The organism is Bacillus sp. AFS023182 (assembly GCF_002560575.1).
Lineage (GTDB): Bacteria > Bacillota > Bacilli > Bacillales > Bacillaceae_G > Bacillus_A > Bacillus_A arachidis.
Genome location: NZ_NTRO01000064.1, coordinates 1 through 17528, shown reverse-complemented (window position 1 = coordinate 17528; position 17528 = coordinate 1). Strand labels below are relative to the sequence as shown.

The 17528-nt window shown below is 37.3% G+C and carries 18 protein-coding genes and 1 riboswitch; of the genes, 2 read left to right on the top strand and 16 right to left on the bottom strand.

Annotation, left to right across the window (positions count from 1 at the left end):
* Positions 1 to 39 precede the first annotated feature (39 nt).
* Positions 40 to 1449: a sigma-54 interaction domain-containing protein gene (locus CN288_RS22700; protein WP_098303148.1), complete on the top strand. Its 1410-nt coding sequence runs from the start codon at positions 40 to 42 to the stop codon at positions 1447 to 1449.
* Positions 1450 to 1623: 174 nt separating this feature from the next.
* On the opposite strand, the gene CN288_RS22695 is transcribed toward CN288_RS22700, so the two are convergent.
* The 16 genes from CN288_RS22695 to purE all read right to left on the bottom strand — a co-directional run bounded on the left by CN288_RS22695 (position 1624) and on the right by purE (position 16426).
* Complete coding sequence (locus CN288_RS22695; RefSeq protein ID WP_026593294.1) at positions 1624 to 1866, bottom strand: hypothetical protein; 243 nt, start codon at positions 1864 to 1866, stop codon at positions 1624 to 1626.
* Positions 1867 to 1929: 63 nt separating this feature from the next.
* Positions 1930 to 2553 carry a hypothetical protein gene (locus tag CN288_RS22690; protein WP_098303147.1) on the bottom strand — a complete coding sequence of 208 codons (624 nt, stop codon included), beginning with the start codon at positions 2551 to 2553 and terminating at the stop codon, positions 1930 to 1932.
* Positions 2554 to 2912: 359 nt separating this feature from the next.
* Positions 2913 to 3155 (bottom strand): hypothetical protein, encoded by a 243-nt coding sequence (locus CN288_RS22680; RefSeq protein ID WP_098303145.1) that lies wholly within the window; start codon positions 3153 to 3155, stop codon positions 2913 to 2915.
* A 4-nt stretch (positions 3156 to 3159) separates the two neighbouring features.
* Positions 3160 to 3405: a hypothetical protein gene (locus CN288_RS22675; RefSeq protein ID WP_098303144.1), complete on the bottom strand. Its 246-nt coding sequence runs from the start codon at positions 3403 to 3405 to the stop codon at positions 3160 to 3162.
* Between the two features lie 64 nt (positions 3406 to 3469).
* Positions 3470 to 4735: a phosphoribosylamine--glycine ligase gene (gene purD, locus CN288_RS22670; RefSeq protein WP_098303143.1), complete on the bottom strand. Its 1266-nt coding sequence runs from the start codon at positions 4733 to 4735 to the stop codon at positions 3470 to 3472.
* Between the two features lie 116 nt (positions 4736 to 4851).
* Positions 4852 to 6387 carry a bifunctional phosphoribosylaminoimidazolecarboxamide formyltransferase/IMP cyclohydrolase gene (purH, locus tag CN288_RS22665; RefSeq protein ID WP_090692647.1) on the bottom strand — a complete coding sequence of 512 codons (1536 nt, stop codon included), beginning with the start codon at positions 6385 to 6387 and terminating at the stop codon, positions 4852 to 4854.
* A gap of 24 nt (positions 6388 to 6411) precedes the next feature.
* Positions 6412 to 6999: a phosphoribosylglycinamide formyltransferase gene (purN, locus tag CN288_RS22660; RefSeq protein ID WP_026593301.1), complete on the bottom strand. Its 588-nt coding sequence runs from the start codon at positions 6997 to 6999 to the stop codon at positions 6412 to 6414.
* A complete protein-coding gene (gene purM, locus CN288_RS22655) occupies positions 6996 to 8036 on the bottom strand; it encodes a phosphoribosylformylglycinamidine cyclo-ligase (protein ID WP_026593302.1) in 1041 nt (346 codons plus the stop codon). The genes purN and purM overlap by 4 nt, the downstream gene beginning before the upstream one ends.
* A gap of 114 nt (positions 8037 to 8150) precedes the next feature.
* On the bottom strand, positions 8151 to 9566 hold the full coding sequence (gene purF, locus CN288_RS22650) for an amidophosphoribosyltransferase (protein ID WP_026593303.1): 1416 nt from the start codon (positions 9564 to 9566) through the stop codon (positions 8151 to 8153).
* Positions 9551 to 11770 (bottom strand): phosphoribosylformylglycinamidine synthase II, encoded by a 2220-nt coding sequence (gene purL, locus CN288_RS22645; protein WP_090692651.1) that lies wholly within the window; start codon positions 11768 to 11770, stop codon positions 9551 to 9553. Before purL ends, purF begins: the two co-directional genes overlap by 16 nt.
* Complete coding sequence (gene purQ / locus CN288_RS22640) at positions 11754 to 12437, bottom strand: phosphoribosylformylglycinamidine synthase subunit PurQ (RefSeq protein ID WP_026593305.1); 684 nt, start codon at positions 12435 to 12437, stop codon at positions 11754 to 11756. Before purQ ends, purL begins: the two co-directional genes overlap by 17 nt.
* Complete coding sequence (gene purS / locus CN288_RS22635; protein ID WP_026593306.1) at positions 12434 to 12688, bottom strand: phosphoribosylformylglycinamidine synthase subunit PurS; 255 nt, start codon at positions 12686 to 12688, stop codon at positions 12434 to 12436. The genes purQ and purS overlap by 4 nt, the downstream gene beginning before the upstream one ends.
* Positions 12681 to 13400: a phosphoribosylaminoimidazolesuccinocarboxamide synthase gene (gene purC / locus CN288_RS22630; RefSeq protein WP_026593307.1), complete on the bottom strand. Its 720-nt coding sequence runs from the start codon at positions 13398 to 13400 to the stop codon at positions 12681 to 12683. The genes purS and purC overlap by 8 nt, the downstream gene beginning before the upstream one ends.
* Positions 13401 to 13494: 94 nt before the next feature.
* Positions 13495 to 14796, bottom strand: a complete 1302-nt coding sequence (purB, locus tag CN288_RS22625) for an adenylosuccinate lyase (protein WP_026593308.1) — start codon at positions 14794 to 14796, stop codon at positions 13495 to 13497.
* Positions 14793 to 15944 carry a 5-(carboxyamino)imidazole ribonucleotide synthase gene (gene purK, locus CN288_RS22620; protein ID WP_026593309.1) on the bottom strand — a complete coding sequence of 384 codons (1152 nt, stop codon included), beginning with the start codon at positions 15942 to 15944 and terminating at the stop codon, positions 14793 to 14795. Before purK ends, purB begins: the two co-directional genes overlap by 4 nt.
* Complete coding sequence (gene purE / locus CN288_RS22615) at positions 15941 to 16426, bottom strand: 5-(carboxyamino)imidazole ribonucleotide mutase (RefSeq protein ID WP_026593310.1); 486 nt, start codon at positions 16424 to 16426, stop codon at positions 15941 to 15943. Before purE ends, purK begins: the two co-directional genes overlap by 4 nt.
* 110 nt (positions 16427 to 16536) lie before the next feature.
* A riboswitch (purine riboswitch) is annotated at positions 16537 to 16638 on the bottom strand.
* 400 nt (positions 16639 to 17038) lie between these two features.
* Here purE and CN288_RS22610 point away from each other — a divergent pair.
* On the top strand, positions 17039 to 17317 hold the full coding sequence (locus tag CN288_RS22610) for a hypothetical protein (protein ID WP_026593311.1): 279 nt from the start codon (positions 17039 to 17041) through the stop codon (positions 17315 to 17317).
* Positions 17318 to 17528 lie beyond the last annotated feature (211 nt).

The window sequence follows — 17528 nt, the reverse complement described above, 5'->3', positions numbered from 1 at the left end:
ATCATACAATAATTACATAAATAGAAAGGAGGTTCAAAATTGTCTACAATCACAGCAATCACAAAAATGATTCATGCCTTTTCCGAACTCTTACAAATAGAAATCGCCTATTTCAACCATGAAGGGCTATTAGTTTCTTCAACGGAAGAATATAAAAAGAAAAAAGGAGAACGCGTATACCTCCCCTTTTTCCAAAAACTATACGAGCATCCTATTACCTTTGTACATAAGCCGGGGCATATGAATATGTGTCATGGTTGCCACTTTCAAAAGAGCTGTCCATCCACTGCAGAAATTATACAAAATATGATTCAAAATGAACGCCACTATGGCTATCTTTCATTCGTTAGTTTTTCCAAAGATAAGCAACAGAAATTACTCGATCAGCAAAAAGAATTTATCTATTGGATGGAAAAGTTAAAAGAGATTATTACCGATATGATTCATGAAACAAATTATTCTACTTCCAAAATAGGGACAAAATTAAAACAAACTGAATATATCCTTGGAAGCAGTTATACATTACAAAACATAAAAGAAATCTTAAAAAACATGAAAAGTAGTACCTCATCCATCGTTATTACAGGAGAAACGGGAACGGGGAAAAGCTTGATGGCAAAGCTTATTCATGAACAAAGTATATTCCAGAGGGGAGATTTCATTGAAATAAATTGTGCCAGCATTCCTGAATCTTTATTTGAAAGTGAGCTCTTTGGCTATGAGGAAGGTGCATTTACAGGAGCGAGAAAGAAAGGAAAACCCGGTTACTTTGAAATGGCCGACCGAGGCACGTTATTTTTAGATGAAGTGGCAGATCTTCCTCTCCATTTACAACCAAAGTTATTAAAAGTACTACAAGATGGTGTTGTACAAAGAATTGGTGGAACGCTTCCCCAAAAAGTGAATGTCCGAATTATCGCTGCATCAAATCAACCATTAGAAAAATTAATCGAATCTAAACAATTCCGTTCAGATCTTTACTACAGACTCAATGTGATTCCAATTCATTTACCACCACTTCGCGAGCGAAAAGAAGACTTAAAGAAACTCGTCCCTTTCTTAATTGAAAAATTACAGACAAGAACAGGAAAATTCATTCAAAGTTACACAGAGGCGTTTCTAGCAAGATTAAAACAATATCACTGGCCTGGGAACATTCGTGAATTAGAGAATGTTTTAGAATATAGCATGAATATGGAGAAAAGTGGCCAATTAACCGAATCATCACTACCAGCATTTCTTCAAAATCATTCGGAGTTGCTGTGCTCATCCACAAAGCAACACAGTGCATTGCAAGAAGCTGAAAAAGAAAGCATTATTCAAAAACTTCATGACTATGGTTATGATTATGAAGGAAAAAAACAAGCTGCGGCTGCTTTGGGGATTAGTGTACGAACATTATATAGAAAAATGGAGAAACTCGGGATTTATAATGACGTGAAACTGTAATGATGAAAGATTTTCTTCAACTCTCGCAAATTAACCTTATATTAAGTTTATCTCCCTCCTAATCCCTTTACTTACACCGAAGTTTGAAGTAGGAGTATTACTGTCTACCAATACCAAAACAAAAATTTATAACGTGTGCAATTTGCACACGTTATGTTATTTCAAAAATATAAATTATTCTTGTCTCTTATAGTTTCTTAAATAACGAATACAGTGAAAAGCTGCAAAATAAATCCCAATTATACCAGTAAGAAAAAAATATATTATAACTATAGGTCCCATAATATTAAATTGACCATATCCTAAAACTAATAGTCCCCCAATCCAGGCCACTAGAATAATAAAGCGCATCCATATATAAAAGCTTCCATATTCCTTTGCTGCTTGTTCTGGAAAATAGTTTCTTGATAATTTCATATTCTCCTCCTAAAAAAAACATCCTTTCTAAATTCTATTTTGTTTAGAAAGGATGCTTTTCATCTAATGCCCTATTTTCTCGGGAGACATTCGTTTAAACGTATTTACAATTTGAAAAAATGAAGGTTCGAATAACATTGCATCATCTACATTCCATGTAGAGAACGTAATACTATATATATTATTCTCTTTAGATACTGGTATTAAAAATTGATTCGTACATGCTTTAATATTCTCATTTTCCATTTCAACAGTTGTAAATTCACGAATATGTATGACATTACCAATCTGGGATTTAATCTCCTCGATCGATACTAATTCACTCTTCTCTTTTTCTTTTAGTAGCTTTTCCATATTTTGAATAGAAGAATACTCTTTTTCATAAGGAAACCTTGAAACTGTCACATCTGCAAAGTGTATAACATTCTCATCGTCAACAAGACCTTGTAACGCAAACAGTTCCACTTTCATTCCTTTTAGATTTTTAAGAAGAAATTCTAGTTGCCTTTTGATCTCTTCCCAGTTTTTAGAAATATGTGGGAGCACTTCGGCTTGTTCAGCTAAAAATATTGAAGTGAACTTTTCTATATGTTTAGGATCCGTCTCCATTAATGTCCATGTATTGGGAAGAGCTATTGAAAAATGTTTCTCCCGAAATGTATATCGGTACCATGTCTCCACACTCATTATAGTTCCCTTCTTTCAAATGAATACTATATTTAGTTATATATAGAATACATATTATTCTTTTCGTTTATAATAGCCTCGATAGCATATACAATAATACAAGATAAAAATGGATATAATTGAAATTACTATTATCTCTATTTTCAATAACAGTCCATTAATTGGATGCTCTTTTCCTATCAGATTATTCACAAGGCACATGATTCCAAGATATATAAAAACTAAAAATGCTAACTTATAAATTTTAATAAAGATTTCTCTGACTTTCGGAGGCATAAATTCTTCAATATCTAATCTCATTTGTCTCGTCATAATATATCTTTCATTTATAAATCTCAGCACTGTGTCTATCTCCTTTATTATTTTTGTCTCATATAATTTCTTAAATAACGTATATAGTGAAAGATCGCAAAATAAACTCCAATAAAACCAAACGGAATACAAAATATTATAACTACTAATGTGAAAATATTTAATTTTCCGAACCCTAAAACTAATACAGTATTAGCAAATGCAATAATACAAATAAAGCGCATCCATACATAAAAGCTCCCGTATTCCTTTGTAGCCTGTTCTGGAAAATAGTTTTTTGGTAACTTCATTTTTTCACGCCTTCCTCTTACTTTGGTGTACTATCCCTAGTAGCCCCCACATTCCAAAAGTTGAATTCCATAGACCCGTTACATTGTCTCTCACCTGTTGAATAGCTTCTTTTTCTGTCATACCCCGTTTTAACCAATAACCTATCGTTTTTTCAGTAGCTGTAAAAGTTTTTAAAGTTTGGATTGTCTTTCCTGCTGTAGGTATGATACAAATCATTACATATATAATTAAAATTCCCATCGCAAACATATAATCCTCCCTTTCCAAAAATACAAAATAAAATCAAAAGAGCTAACATAATTTATGTTAGCTCTTAACAATCTACCTTTGCAACCGCACGATATCCGATATCACTTCGATAAAATAAACCGTCACTCTCAATTTTCTTAATTTCTTTATAAACGTTATCCTTCGCTTCTTGTAAATCCTTGCCTTTACAAGCTACAAATAAAACACGACCACCGTTTGTTACAAAATCTCCATGTTTCATAGCTGTGCCTGCATGAAAAACAATTGCATCTTCTAATGTATCTAATCCAGAAATCACAGCACCTTTTTCATATGCTTCTGGGTATCCTTTTGAAGCAAGTACTACACCAATAACTGCTTCCTCAGACCATTTAAGTGTTAGCCCTTTCCCATCTAATACGTAATTACATACGTCGACTAAATCACTCTCTAAACGTGGTAATACAACCTCTGTTTCTGGATCACCAAAACGAGCATTGAATTCAATTACTTTTGGTCCTTCGTTTGTTAAAATAAGCCCCGCGTATAAAATACCTGTAAATGAACGTCCTTCTTGAATCATCGCTTTAGCAGTTGGATGTAAAATTGTCTCAATTGCTTCGCTAACTGCTGATTCGGGAATTTGCGGTACTGGAGAATATGCACCCATTCCGCCTGTATTCGGTCCTTTATCACCGTCAAAAGCACGCTTATGATCTTGTGCAATTACCATTGGATAAACGGTTGTTCCATTTACAAATGCCATTAAAGAGAATTCCTGTCCATCTAAAAACTCTTCAATAACAACCTTTTTACTTGCTTCACCGAATTTTACATCCTGCAGCATTTCTTTTACAGCTTGCAATGCCTCTTCTAACGTCATTGCTACTGTTACACCTTTACCAGCTGCTAAACCATCCGCTTTAATAACAATAGGTGCACCAACTTTTTGAATATATGCTACCGCTTCCTCATAGTTTGTGAATGTTTCATATGCTGCGGTTGGAATATCATACTTTTTCATAAGCTCTTTTGTAAAAGCTTTGCTTCCTTCAATTACAGCAGCTGCTTTATTCGGACCAAAAACGCGAAGTCCCTCTGCTTCAAAACGATCAACAATTCCATTCATAAGAGGAATTTCTGGACCAACGAACGTTAAACCTATATTATTTTCTTTCGCAAATAGAACAAGTGCGTCAAAGTCATTCTCATCAATATCAACTGGCATTGCCACATCTCTCATGCCTTCATTTCCCGGTGCTACATATACCTTTTCAACTTGCTCAGACTGTGCAAACTTCCAAGCTAAAGCATGTTCGCGCCCACCACGGCCGATTACTAAAACATTCATATGTTATCCTCCATTATTCAAATAAGTACAAAATAGGAGCAGTGCTCCTATTTTGTTTCTATTCGTTCATATTCAAAAAGAAGGTTATCTTGACCGGACTTTTTGAACTCCCTCTATTAATGTTTGAAGTGACGTACGCCAGTGAACACCATAGCAATACCATATTCATCAGCTTTTTTAATAGAATCTTCATCACGAATCGATCCGCCTGGTTGAATGATTGCTGTAACACCTGCTTTAGCAGCCTCTTCTACTGTATCTGGCATTGGGAAAAATGCATCAGATGCTAAGGCGCTACCTTGTGCTTTGTCACCAGCTTGCGAGATTGCAATTTTCGCTGAACCAACGCGGTTCATTTGTCCTGCTCCCACTCCAATTGTCATATTATCTTTTGCTAAAACAATTGCATTTGATTTTACATGTTTGACAACTTTCCAAGCTAGTTTTAAATCGGCCCATTCTTGCTCTGTTGGTTCACGTTTTGTTGGAATTGTAATTGCATCTTCATTTAGCGCTAACGTATCTTCTTCTTGAACTAGAAGGCCACCCTGTACAGAAGTTAATTTTTTACTTGCACTTACTGCTTTTTCAATATTTACAGTTAAAAGGCGTAAGTTTTTCTTACTTTGCAACACTTCTAAAGCTTCTTGTGAGAAAGAAGGTGCGATAACAATCTCTAAGAAAATTTCATGTAATTTTTCAGCCGTAACTTTATCAATCTCACGGTTAGCTGCAATAATACCTCCGAAAATGGATACTGGATCCGCTTCGTAAGCACGTGTATATGCTTCATGAATATCAGTACCAACACCAACTCCGCATGGGTTCATATGTTTTACTGCTACCACTGCTGGTTCTGTAAATTCTTTCACGATGCTAAGCGCTGCATCCGCGTCATTGATATTGTTGTAAGATAGCTCTTTTCCATGTAACTGCTCTGCATATGCAACAGAAGAAGTTGCTGCAAATGGCGCTTTATAGAATGTTGCTTTTTGATGTGGGTTTTCACCGTAACGTAAATCTTGTTTTTTCTCGAATGTTACTGTTAATGTTTCTGGGCTTTCTTCTCCCATTTGTTCCGTTAAATAGTTAGAAATTAATGCATCATATGCCGCTGTATGACGGAATACTTTCGCTGCTAATTTACGTTTTGTTTCGTCTGTAACTTCGCCGTTTTCTTTTAGCTCGGCTAGTACAACATCATAATCTATTGGGTCAACGATTACTGATACAAATTTATGATTCTTCGCAGCTGAACGAATCATTGTTGGGCCACCGATATCAATATTTTCAATTGCATCAGCAAATGTCACATCAGGTTTAGCAACTGTTTCCTTAAATGGGTATAAGTTTACAACAACAAAGTCGATTGGCTGAATGCCTAATTCATTCATCTGCGTCACATGCGTTTCATTATCACGTACTGCAAGTAAACCACCATGAATGTTTGGATGTAATGTTTTCACACGCCCGTCCATAATTTCCGGGAAGCCAGTTACTTCAGAAATCCCAATTACTTGTAAGCCGTTTTCCTCTAATAATTTTTTCGTTCCACCTGTTGAAATAACTTCAATCCCTTGTTCAAGTAACCCTTTAACAAATTCTACAACACCTGTTTTATTTGAAACACTTACTAATGCACGCTTTTTCATTTATCCTTCACCCCTAGTTGAATGTTATTTAACGGCCTTCTCTTTCATAGATTGAACGATTTCGTTCACCGTAGCTACGTACAATCTATGTTCAACTTGCTGAATTTTCTTTTGTAAACTCTCTCTTGTATCCGCTTCGGAAACTTTTACTGCTTCTTGAGCAATAATAGGTCCTGTATCCATCCCAGCATCTACGTAGTGAATCGTCACTCCTGTTACTTTCACTCCTGCCTCTAACGCTTGACCGACAGCATCTTTCCCAGGAAAACTTGGTAATAATGACGGATGAATGTTAATGATTTTCCCGCCGTATGCTTCCAGTAATGTAGGACCAATCAAACGCATATATCCCGCTAAAATAACATAATCAATCTCGTATTCTCGCAATTTTTTTAATATCTCATTTTCAAATGCTTCTTTTGATTCATATGCTTTCGCCGAAAAAGCAAAGCACGGAACATGATGATAATGTGCCCGTCCAATAACACGCGCCTCAGGTTGATCACATACGAGCAAACTAATTTCAGCATGTAAGCTTTTTTCTTCCACTGCATTCATTAATGCTTGGAAGTTAGATCCGCTTCCAGAGGCAAAGACTGCCAATCTACTCATAGTCCTGTGCCTCCATTAAAAGTAACACCCGATCCCTTAATAGTTCGTCCAATAATATGTGCTTTTTCTCCTTGTTCTGCAAGAAGCTTGACAACAGTTTCTGCATCTTCTTCTTTTACCGCAACTACCATACCAATACCCATGTTAAAAATATTGAACATTTCTTTTTCTTCTAGTTTTCCAACCTCTTGAAGTAAGCTGAAAATCGGTTGAATTTGCCAAGAACCTAGTTCAATTTCTGCTCCGATTCCTTCCGGCAACATACGTGGAATATTTTCAATAAATCCTCCACCTGTAATATGTGCCATGCCATACACTTCATATTTCTTCAATAGTTCTAAAATAGGTTTGACATAAATTTTCGTTGGTTTTAATAATTCTTCACCAAGAGGTAGTTCTAAGCGACCATGTATACGATCTAAAGATAACTGTCCATCTTCTAACAACACTTTTCGTACTAAAGAATACCCGTTACTATGAATACCACTAGATGCTAAGCCAACTAATACATGACCTGCTTCAATAGAATTTCCTGTTACAATTTTCTTTTTATCAACAATACCAACAGTAAAACCAGCTAAGTCATACTCTTCAGTGGAATACATACCTGGCATCTCAGCTGTTTCTCCGCCAATTAACGCACAACCCGCTTGGCGACAACCCTCTGATATACCTTTGACGATGTTTTCAATTTTACTAGGTTCTGCTTTACCACAAGCAATGTAATCAAGGAAGAAAAGCGGCTCTGCTCCTTGGACAACAATATCATTTACACACATTGCTACTGCATCAATACCAATTGTGTCATGTTTATCCATCATGAAAGCGAGCATCAATTTTGTACCTACACCGTCTGTTCCAGATACTAATACAGGTTCTTCTAATGCAAATTTTGATAGATCAAACATACCTCCAAAACCGCCAAGACCGCCTAGTACTTCTTTCCTCATTGTTGTTTGTACATGTTTTTTCATGCGAGATACCGCTTCATATCCAGCTTCAATATCTACTCCTGCTTGCTTATATGCATTCGCCATCGTTTTTTACACCTCGTCTTTTAATTTCTCCCACCCAAGCGGGCACTCTCTATAGAGTATGTTTTAGGAAAAAGCTAGCTTCTACTTAAAATCAAGTAGAAGCTTCTCGCTTTTTTATTTCATACTTTCTAAAAGTTCTTGTTCATAATCATAAAGGGCTGTTGGATAATCCCCATTAAAGTACGCCATACATAAGCCGCCGTATTTCCCTTCATATGGACGACCAATCGCATCGACTAAGCCATCTTCACTTAAAAATGTTAAAGAATCTGCGCCGATGATTTGACGTATTTCTTCTATAGAATGGTTAGCTGCGATTAATTCTTTTCTCGTTTGAATATCAATGCCATAGAAACACGGATACTTAAGTGGTGGAGAAGCAATCCTCACATGCACTTCTGTCGCTCCTGCTTCACGAAGCATACGGACAATGCGTTTACTTGTTGTACCTCTTACGATAGAATCATCAATCATTACGACGCGCTTTCCTTCAACTACTCCTCGTACTGCCGAAAGCTTCATTTTTACCCCTTGTTCACGCAATTCTTGAGAAGGTTGGATAAAGGTACGACCAACATAACGATTTTTAATTAATCCTAATTCATACGGAATGCCAGTTGCTTCTGCATAACCAATTGCCGCAGAAATACTAGAGTCCGGTACCCCTGTTACAACATCTGCTTCAATAGGAGCTTCCGCCGCTAAACGTTTCCCCATACTTTTACGCGCTGCATGAACATTGATGCCAGCAATATTGGAATCTGGGCGTGCAAAGTAAATGTATTCCATACTACAAATTGCATGTTCTACATCATTTGTAAAACGATCTACTTGGATACCTTCGTCATTAATAATAAGTAGTTCTCCAGGTTCAACATCTCGAATGTATGTTGCACCAACTACATCAAAAGCACATGTTTCAGATGCTACAACATATGCATCTCCCATTTTTCCGATTGACAGCGGGCGGAATCCATTCGGGTCTAACGCAACAATCATTTCGTTACCTGTTAATAAAAGATATGCAAATGCACCTTTTACTTTGTTTAATGCATCTTTCACACTCTCAATTAATGAACCTTTTGTACTACGTTTAATTAAATGAAGTAGTACTTCTGTATCTGAACTCGTTTGAAAAATACTTCCTTCTGCTTCTAATTCACGGCGAAGCATCTTTGCATTAATTAAATTACCGTTGTGAGCTAATGCCATACTATGATCAGAAAAACGGAATAGTAGTGGTTGAACATTCGCTACCTCACTTCCGCCTGCCGTTGCATAGCGTACGTGACCAATTGCTGATTTTCCATTTAATCCTTCTAGCTCACCTCTTGAAAACACTTCCGATACTAGACCTAACCCCTTATGCCCAACAATTTTCTCCCCATTATTTACAACAATGCCTGCGCCTTCTTGTCCACGGTGCTGTAAGCTGTGCAATCCGTAGTACGTAACTTGTGCTGCATTTTCATGCCCCCAAATTCCGAAAACGCCACATTCTTCATTTAACCCCTTTATTTCAGCAAGCATGGGATTGCCCCTTTCCAAGCCTTTCTCATTTCATCAACATTTGCTGTAAGTAATACTTCATTTTCTTCATTACGAATTGTTACTTCATTTGTATTTGTGACTTCCCCAACTTGAATTGCTTCTACTACTTTCTCGAATGCTTCTTGCTTTTCACGTTTTACTGTTACAACAAAGCGTGATTGTGATTCCGCGAATAACGCCGCTGTTGCTTCTCCAGCTAATTTCACAGTAGCACCTAATCCTTTAGCTCCAATTGCACTTTCAGCAATTGCGACTGCTAATCCGCCTTCTGCAACATCATGTGCAGATTGAACAAGTCCTGCTTGAATTGCTTCTAGTAATTGCTTTTGGCGTTTAGATTCTACTTCTAGATCGATGCTTGGTGATTGACCAAAGATTTTGCCGTATACCATCTTTTGCAATTCACTTCCGCCAAACTCAGCTTTCGTTTCTCCAATTACATAAACTAGATCTCCAGCTTGCTTAAATTCTTGTGTCGTTACATGTTTTAAATCATGAACAAGACCTACCATACCAACAGTCGGTGTTGGATATACAGCTTCACCGCTACGTTCGTTGTACATTGATACGTTTCCGCCAATAACTGGAGTTTGTAGTGTACGACAAGCTTCACTCATACCATCTACTGATTTCTCGATTTGCCAGAAAATCTCTGGTTTTTCTGGGTTACCAAAGTTTAAACAATCTGTAATTGCCAGCGGTTCTCCACCTGAACATACGATGTTACGTGCTGCTTCTGCTACTGCAATTTTACCGCCCATTTCAGGATCTAAATAAATGTAGCGAGAATTACAATCTGTTGTCATCGCTAATGCTTTTTCTGTCCCGCGCACACGTACAACGGCTGCGTCTGATCCTGGTGTAACAACCGTGCTTGTGCGTACTTGATAATCATATTGATCATATACCCACTCTTTACTTGCAATCGTTGGTTGTTGTAATAGAGCTAGCAATGTTTCTTTATAATTATCTAATTTCGGTGTTTCCATCTTCATTTCTTGGAACTCTTTAAAATACGCTGCTTCTTTTGAAGGCTTATGATAAATTGGTGCTTCTTCTGCTAGTGCATCTGCTGGTACTTCCGCTACCATTTCACCTTTATGGAATAAGCGAAGCATTTTATCTTCCGTTACTTTTCCCATCGTAACTGCCGCAAGTCCGTACTTTTCAAACAACTCTACAATCTCTTGCTCTCTACCTTTTTTCACAACAATTAACATACGTTCTTGTGATTCAGATAACATCATTTCATATGGCGTCATACCTGTTTCACGTTGTGGTACATCATCTAAGTACATTTCAATACCCATTCCTGCTTTACTTGCCATCTCTGCAGAAGATGATGTTAATCCTGCAGCTCCCATATCCTGAATTCCAACAAGAGCATCAGATTGAATAAGCTCTAAGCATGCTTCAATAAGGAGTTTCTCCATAAATGGATCCCCTACTTGTACCGCTGGACGTTTCGCTTCTGAACTCTCAGATAATTCTTCTGATGCGAAAGTTGCACCGTGAATACCGTCACGTCCTGTTGAAGCACCTACGTACATAACTGTATTACCAGCACCATGTGCTTGCCCTTTTTTAATATCTTCATGATTAATTAAACCAACGCACATTGCATTTACAAGTGGGTTTCCTTCATAACATGAATCAAACTGTACTTCTCCGCCAACAGTTGGAATCCCGATGCAGTTACCATATCCTGCAATCCCTGCAACTACTTCTTCAAATAAATATTTCACACGTGGTGATTGTAGTTCACCGAAGCGAAGAGAGTTTAATAATGCTACTGGACGTGCTCCCATAGAGAATACGTCGCGAATAATACCACCAACACCCGTTGCCGCACCTTGATATGGCTCAATTGCAGAAGGATGGTTATGACTTTCCATTTTAAATACAACGGCTTGATTATCACCAATATCTACAATCCCTGCACCTTCACCAGGTCCTTGTAATACGCGCTCTCCTGTTGTTGGGAACTTGCGAAGAACAGGTTTTGAGTTTTTATAACTACAATGCTCTGACCACATAACAGAGAATAGTCCCGTTTCTGTGTAGTTCGGCAAACGTCCTAAAATCTTTTCAACCATGGCAAACTCTTCGTCTGTTAGCCCCATTTCCGCATATATACGTTCTTCTTTAATTTGTGTTGGATTTGGTTCAAGCATTAACGACATATGTTTCCCTCCAATGTTTCAAAATAGATTGAAAGACTTTTAAACCTTCAGCGCCGCCAAGAAGTTCATCCACAGCACGCTCTGGGTGCGGCATCATGCCAAGTACATTTCCCTTTTCATTTACAATACCTGCAATATCTGAAACGCTTCCGTTTGGATTGTCTACATAACGGAATGCAATTTGATTCTTTTCTTCTAATTCTTTAAGAGTTGCTTCATCACAGTAGTAATTCCCTTCACCATGTGCGATTGGAATATTGATTACTGCACCTTTTTCATATTGCGATGTAAACATCGTTTCGTTATTTTCAACACGTAATCCCACTGTACGGCACATAAACTTTAGGTTTTTATTTCGCATTAATGCACCTGGTAGCAGCCCTGATTCAACCAATATTTGGAATCCGTTACATACACCTAGAATTGGCTTTCCTTGTTCAGCTGCTTTTTGCACAGCTTTCATTGCATTTGCAAAGCGAGAAATGGCACCGCAGCGAAGGTAATCACCGTAAGAGAAACCTCCTGGTAAAAGAATTGCATCATATTCATCTAAATTCTCTGCATCATGCCAAACGTAGTCTACCTCTTCGCCAAGCTCATCTTTAATTGCATGAAACATATCAACATCACAGTTCGAACCTGGAAAAACGATTACGGCAAATTTCACTGTGCGACAACCTCCTCAACTTCGTAACGGAAATCTTCCATTACAACATTCGCTAATAGTTTCTCACACATTTCTTTTACCTTTGTATCCAGATCAGTCACTGATTTATCAATTGTTAACTCCATATATTTACCGATGCGAACATCTTGCACTTCTGTGAATGAAAGACTGTGAAGAGCACCTTTCACTGCTGTTCCTTGTGGATCTAATACGCTCTCTCTTAATGTTACATATACCTTAACTTTATACATGTGAAGCTCCCCCTAAACGTTTTAAAATTTCTTCATATGCCTCTGTTAAATCGCCAAGATCACGGCGGAATACATCTTTATCAAATTTTTCATTGCTCGCTTCATCCCATAAGCGGCAAGTATCTGGTGAAATCTCATCTGCTAATACGATTTCGCCTTCTTCTGTTAGTCCAAACTCTAGTTTAAAATCTACTAATCTTACACGACAGCTTGCGAAGTGCTCAATCAATATTTGATTGATTTGTAGAGCCTTTTCTCGTAATGTACTTACTTGCTCTGGCGTTGCAACGTTTAACACACGAATATGATCTTCTGTTACAAGCGGATCTCCTAAATCATCATCTTTGTAGTACAATTCTACGATTGGTGCTGCAAGTGCAGTTCCTTCTTCCATTCCTAAGCGTTTTGAAAGACTTCCCGCGATTACGTTTCTTGTGACAACCTCTAATGGAATAATACTTACCTTTTTCACAAGTTGTTCTGTATCTGACAACTTCTCAACAAAATGTGTTTTAATTCCCACTTCTTGTAACTTTCTGAATAAAAGAGTTGTAATCTCATTGTTCAGACGACCTTTTCCTGTAATTGTCGCTTTTTTCTCCCCATTGAAAGCAGTAGCACTATCTTTGTACTCTACCCAAACCATATCTGCTGCTTCTGTACGATAAATTCTTTTTGCCTTACCCTCATACAGCAATTCTAGCTTTTGCATTTCGCAAGCCCCCTGTAGTTTGAAAAATATGAATAATATGTTTATAAAAAATGGCACAGAATGATTCTATTCTGTGCCATATAAAATTTTCAAATTAGTTCAATCCAAGACGTTCAAAGATTGTATCAACATGTTGCATATGATGTTCATAATTGAAACATTCGTTGATTTCTTCTTGTGTTAATTTGCTTGTAATACGCTCATCTGCTTCTACAAGCTCTTTAAATTGTACTTGTGTCTCCCAAGCTTCCATCGCTTTAGGCTGTACGATATCATAAGCTTCTTCACGTACCATACCTTTGTCGATTAGCGTAAGCATTACGCGCTGAGAGTAAATTAAACCGTATGTTCTTTGCATATTGCGCTTCATGTTTTCTGGGAATACCGTTAAGTTTTTCACGATATTACCAAAGCGGTTTAACATGTAGTTTAATGCGATTGTTGCATCTGGTAAGATAACTCGTTCTGCAGAAGAGTGAGAAATATCACGCTCGTGCCATAATGGAACGTTTTCGTAAGCAGTTAGCATGTAACCACGAATTAAGCGGGCCAAACCAGTCATATTTTCAGATCCGATTGGATTACGTTTATGCGGCATTGCAGAAGATCCTTTTTGTCCTTTGGCGAAAGCCTCTTCTACTTCACGTGTTTCACTCTTTTGTAGGCCACGAATTTCAACCGCAATCTTTTCGATAGATGTTGCAATTAGTGCAAGTGTTGACATGTAATGCGCATGGCGATCACGTTGCAATGTTTGTGTTGAAATTGGTGCTGCTTCTAATCCTAAGTTCTCACAAACGAATTTTTCTACGAATGGATCAATGTTCGCGTATGTACCAACTGCACCAGATAATTTACCAACGCGAACTGTATCAGCTGCTTGTTTGAAGCGCTCTAAGTTACGTTTCATTTCTTCATACCACAGACCAAGTTTTAAACCAAATGTAGTTGGTTCTGCATGAACACCGTGTGTTCTTCCCATCATAACTGTGTATTTATGCTCTTTTGCCTTGTTAGCTAAGATAGTAATGAAGTTTTCTAAGTCTTTTAATAAGATTTCGTTTGCTTGTTTTAAGATATAAGATAACGCTGTATCAACTACGTCTGTAGATGTTAAGCCGTAGTGTACCCATTTACGTTCTTCACCTAGTGCTGGTGTTTCTGATACTGCACGAGTGAAAGCAACTACATCATGGCGTGTCTCTTTCTCAATCTCATAAATACGGTCAATATCAAATGATGCATTCTCACGAAGTTTTTTTACATCTTCTTTTGGAATATCACCAAGTTCAGCCCATGCCTCACAAGCTAAAATTTCAACTTCTAACCATGCTTTAAATTTGTTTTCTTCCGTCCAAATCGCACCCATCTCAGGGCGTGTATAACGACTAATCATCTTTTTCCCTCCAAAAGTTGTTCTTGATGGTCCCAAATATGCAAACTCTGCGCTTTTTCTAAAGCAACTTCAATATTTTCATTTAAAATATTTACATGCCCCATTTTGCGCTGCGCTTTTGCTTCTTCTTTTCCATACAAGTGTAAATAGCACCCGGTAAATCTATTCACTTGTCTTAGGACCCCTTCTATATGTTCGCCTAAAATGTTTACCATGACAACTGGTTTTAACAAATTTGTTTCTCCTAGAGGTAAATTACAGATTGCTCGAATATGTTGCCCAAATTGACTCGTTTCACATGCATCAATTGTATAGTGTCCTGAATTGTGAGGTCTTGGTGCTAATTCATTAATATAAATCTCACCATCTGCTGTAGCAAACATCTCTACCGCTAGTGTTCCCACAAGCTGAAGTTCATCCGCCAGTACCTGTGCGTATTCAACTCCTTTTTGTGAAAGTTCGTCTGTAATACGAGCTGGTACAATAGATTCATGTAAGATGTTATTCACGTGAATATTTTCAGCTACTGGAAATACCTTCGTTTCACCACTGACACTGCGAGTTACAATAACTGATATTTCTTTTTCAAATGGCACCCATTTCTCAAGAATACATTCAGCTTGATTTACAAGTTCAGTTGCTCTCGCAACATCCGCTTCGCTTCTTAAAACCACTTGTCCTTTTCCGTCATATCCCCCTGTTGTTGTCTTTAACACACAAGGAAAGGAAAGTTCCGTAATTGCTTCTAAAAGTTCGTCTTGCCTCTGCACAAGTTTATATGGTGCTACTGGTAAGCCAACACTCACGATTGCATTCTTTTCTGTAAAACGATTTTGCGTTTTATTTAACAACTGGCTGCCTTGTGGTAAATACGCATATTTTTCAAGCCATTGTAAACATCTATAATCAATATTCTCAAATTCATATGTCACAACATCGCTTATTTCTGCTAAATGTTGAATCGCTTTCAAATCATCATATGCTGCCACAATTTCAATATCAGCAACTTGTGCACATGGTGAATGTTTTGTTGGATCTAAAACAGCAATTTTATAACCCATTTCCTTCGCTGCTATCGCCATCATTCTTCCTAGCTGGCCACCGCCAATAATTCCAATTGTTTTTCCTGGTAAAATGATTTTTGTCATATCAACTCACTGCCTTCACGCACATTTTTCTCAATTGCTTCTCGTCTCAGTTCTAATGCATCATGTATGTCATCATGAAATGATCCAAGGATTTGTGCTGCAAGTAGTCCCGCGTTTGTTGAACCAGCCTTGCCAATCGCAACAGTGGCAACTGGAACCCCTCCTGGCATTTGAACGATAGACAGTAATGAATCTAAACCATTTAACGCTTTTGATTGAACAGGAACGCCGATTACAGGAAGATTTGTCTTCGCTGCAACCATCCCTGGTAAGTGAGCGGCTCCTCCAGCTCCAGCAATAATAACTTTTAATCCACGTTCACGAGCAGTTTCTGCATATTCAAACATATAATCTGGAGTCCGATGAGCGGATACAACTTTCTTCTCATACGGAATATTTAATTCATCTAAAATGTCACAAGCATATTTCATTGTTTCCCAGTCTGACGTGCTTCCCATTATGACTCCAACTAGTGATTTCATATTAGAATCCCCCCGATTCAAATAAAAAAAGCCTGACATAGAACATTTTCTCTTTTACTATGAGAGAAAGCGCTCTACTCAGGCATACGTATCCCTTGTGAATAGAAAAATACCGAGTGACTTTCCCTCATAGTCTAACGAATAACGGTCGTTAGGTAGAGACTTGCAGGCCATATCCCCGCGATTATATGAGGTGCGATATAATATTGTTTCTATGGTTATATTAACAATATTTCATGAACAATGTCAACAAATAATCGAATGTTTTTTTGTTCGTCATTGATAACGTTCGTGTTTTAGTTATATTCAAAAGAAGAAGTGAAAATATATACATGTATGAAAGGAAATTAGGATAAGAATACAAAGCGTAACTACATGAGGATCTAGTGGTATAGCGATACAATACTTTAGCCATCATTTAAGTGAATTTTAATTACCTAAAGTTATAGCGCATTACAATAACCGTTATTTTTTCAAATCTATATTACTTTATAATCTTAACATATGAGAAAGTGATCAAATCAAGGTGTAAGTAATTACGTTTTTGTATATTTAAGTAAATCCTCTGATACTATTACTATAAGCTCATACTCATTTATAGGTGGATTGATTATGCAGAAACTTACTAAGTTGTCATATTTATTTCTTTTTATCGCAGTAACTGCTGCAGTTATTGAATCCTCTTTTATAACATCTCATTTCTTCTACTATCATTACTTCAAACCTATACTGCTTATTGAAATAATTAGTCCCATTATCGGAATTATTCTAGGTTCGTTCGGAAAACCTGGGAAACGAAAACAAATTGCTATTATTTTAAACAGCCTCTTCTTTTTTATTTTTTCATTTTTAGCATTGCTAAATTTATGGATTATTTCATTCGGTAAATAAAGTGAAACTTTAATTAGTGGGGTTTTCTTCATCCTCACTGATTATTACCCCTCACCAATCGGGCTTTTACGAGCAGTTAGTTGATCTCCCCGCCCATCTTTCTCGTTTCTCTCTGAATCTTGAGATGAGGGACTTACTACCCGTAAATAGCGGGATAAAAATATACACAAAAAAACCTAAGTCATTTCGACTTAGGTTTTTTTGTGTATAT

Bases quoted from the DNA above. Each gene is read 5' to 3' on its own strand.
- CN288_RS22610 (WP_026593311.1), top strand. From the start codon at position 17,039: ATGCAGAAACTTACTAAGTTGTCATATTTATTTCTTTTTATCGCAGTA.
- purN (WP_026593301.1), bottom strand. From the start codon at position 6,999: ATGAGTAGATTGGCAGTCTTTGCCTCTGGAAGCGGATCTAACTTCCAA.
- CN288_RS22680 (WP_098303145.1), bottom strand. From the start codon at position 3,155: ATGAAGTTACCAAAAAACTATTTTCCAGAACAGGCTACAAAGGAATAC.
- purB (WP_026593308.1), bottom strand. From the start codon at position 14,796: ATGATTAGTCGTTATACACGCCCTGAGATGGGTGCGATTTGGACGGAA.
- purE (WP_026593310.1), bottom strand. From the start codon at position 16,426: ATGAAATCACTAGTTGGAGTCATAATGGGAAGCACGTCAGACTGGGAA.
- purS (WP_026593306.1), bottom strand. From the start codon at position 12,688: ATGTATAAAGTTAAGGTATATGTAACATTAAGAGAGAGCGTATTAGAT.
- purL (WP_090692651.1), bottom strand. From the start codon at position 11,770: ATGTCGTTAATGCTTGAACCAAATCCAACACAAATTAAAGAAGAACGT.
- purM (WP_026593302.1), bottom strand. From the start codon at position 8,036: ATGGCGAATGCATATAAGCAAGCAGGAGTAGATATTGAAGCTGGATAT.
- purC (WP_026593307.1), bottom strand. From the start codon at position 13,400: ATGCAAAAGCTAGAATTGCTGTATGAGGGTAAGGCAAAAAGAATTTAT.
- purH (WP_090692647.1), bottom strand. From the start codon at position 6,387: ATGAAAAAGCGTGCATTAGTAAGTGTTTCAAATAAAACAGGTGTTGTA.
- purD (WP_098303143.1), bottom strand. From the start codon at position 4,735: ATGAATGTTTTAGTAATCGGCCGTGGTGGGCGCGAACATGCTTTAGCT.
- CN288_RS22690 (WP_098303147.1), bottom strand. From the start codon at position 2,553: ATGAGTGTGGAGACATGGTACCGATATACATTTCGGGAGAAACATTTT.
- CN288_RS22695 (WP_026593294.1), bottom strand. From the start codon at position 1,866: ATGAAATTATCAAGAAACTATTTTCCAGAACAAGCAGCAAAGGAATAT.
- purK (WP_026593309.1), bottom strand. From the start codon at position 15,944: ATGACAAAAATCATTTTACCAGGAAAAACAATTGGAATTATTGGCGGT.
- CN288_RS22675 (WP_098303144.1), bottom strand. From the start codon at position 3,405: ATGTTTGCGATGGGAATTTTAATTATATATGTAATGATTTGTATCATA.
- purF (WP_026593303.1), bottom strand. From the start codon at position 9,566: ATGCTTGCTGAAATAAAGGGGTTAAATGAAGAATGTGGCGTTTTCGGA.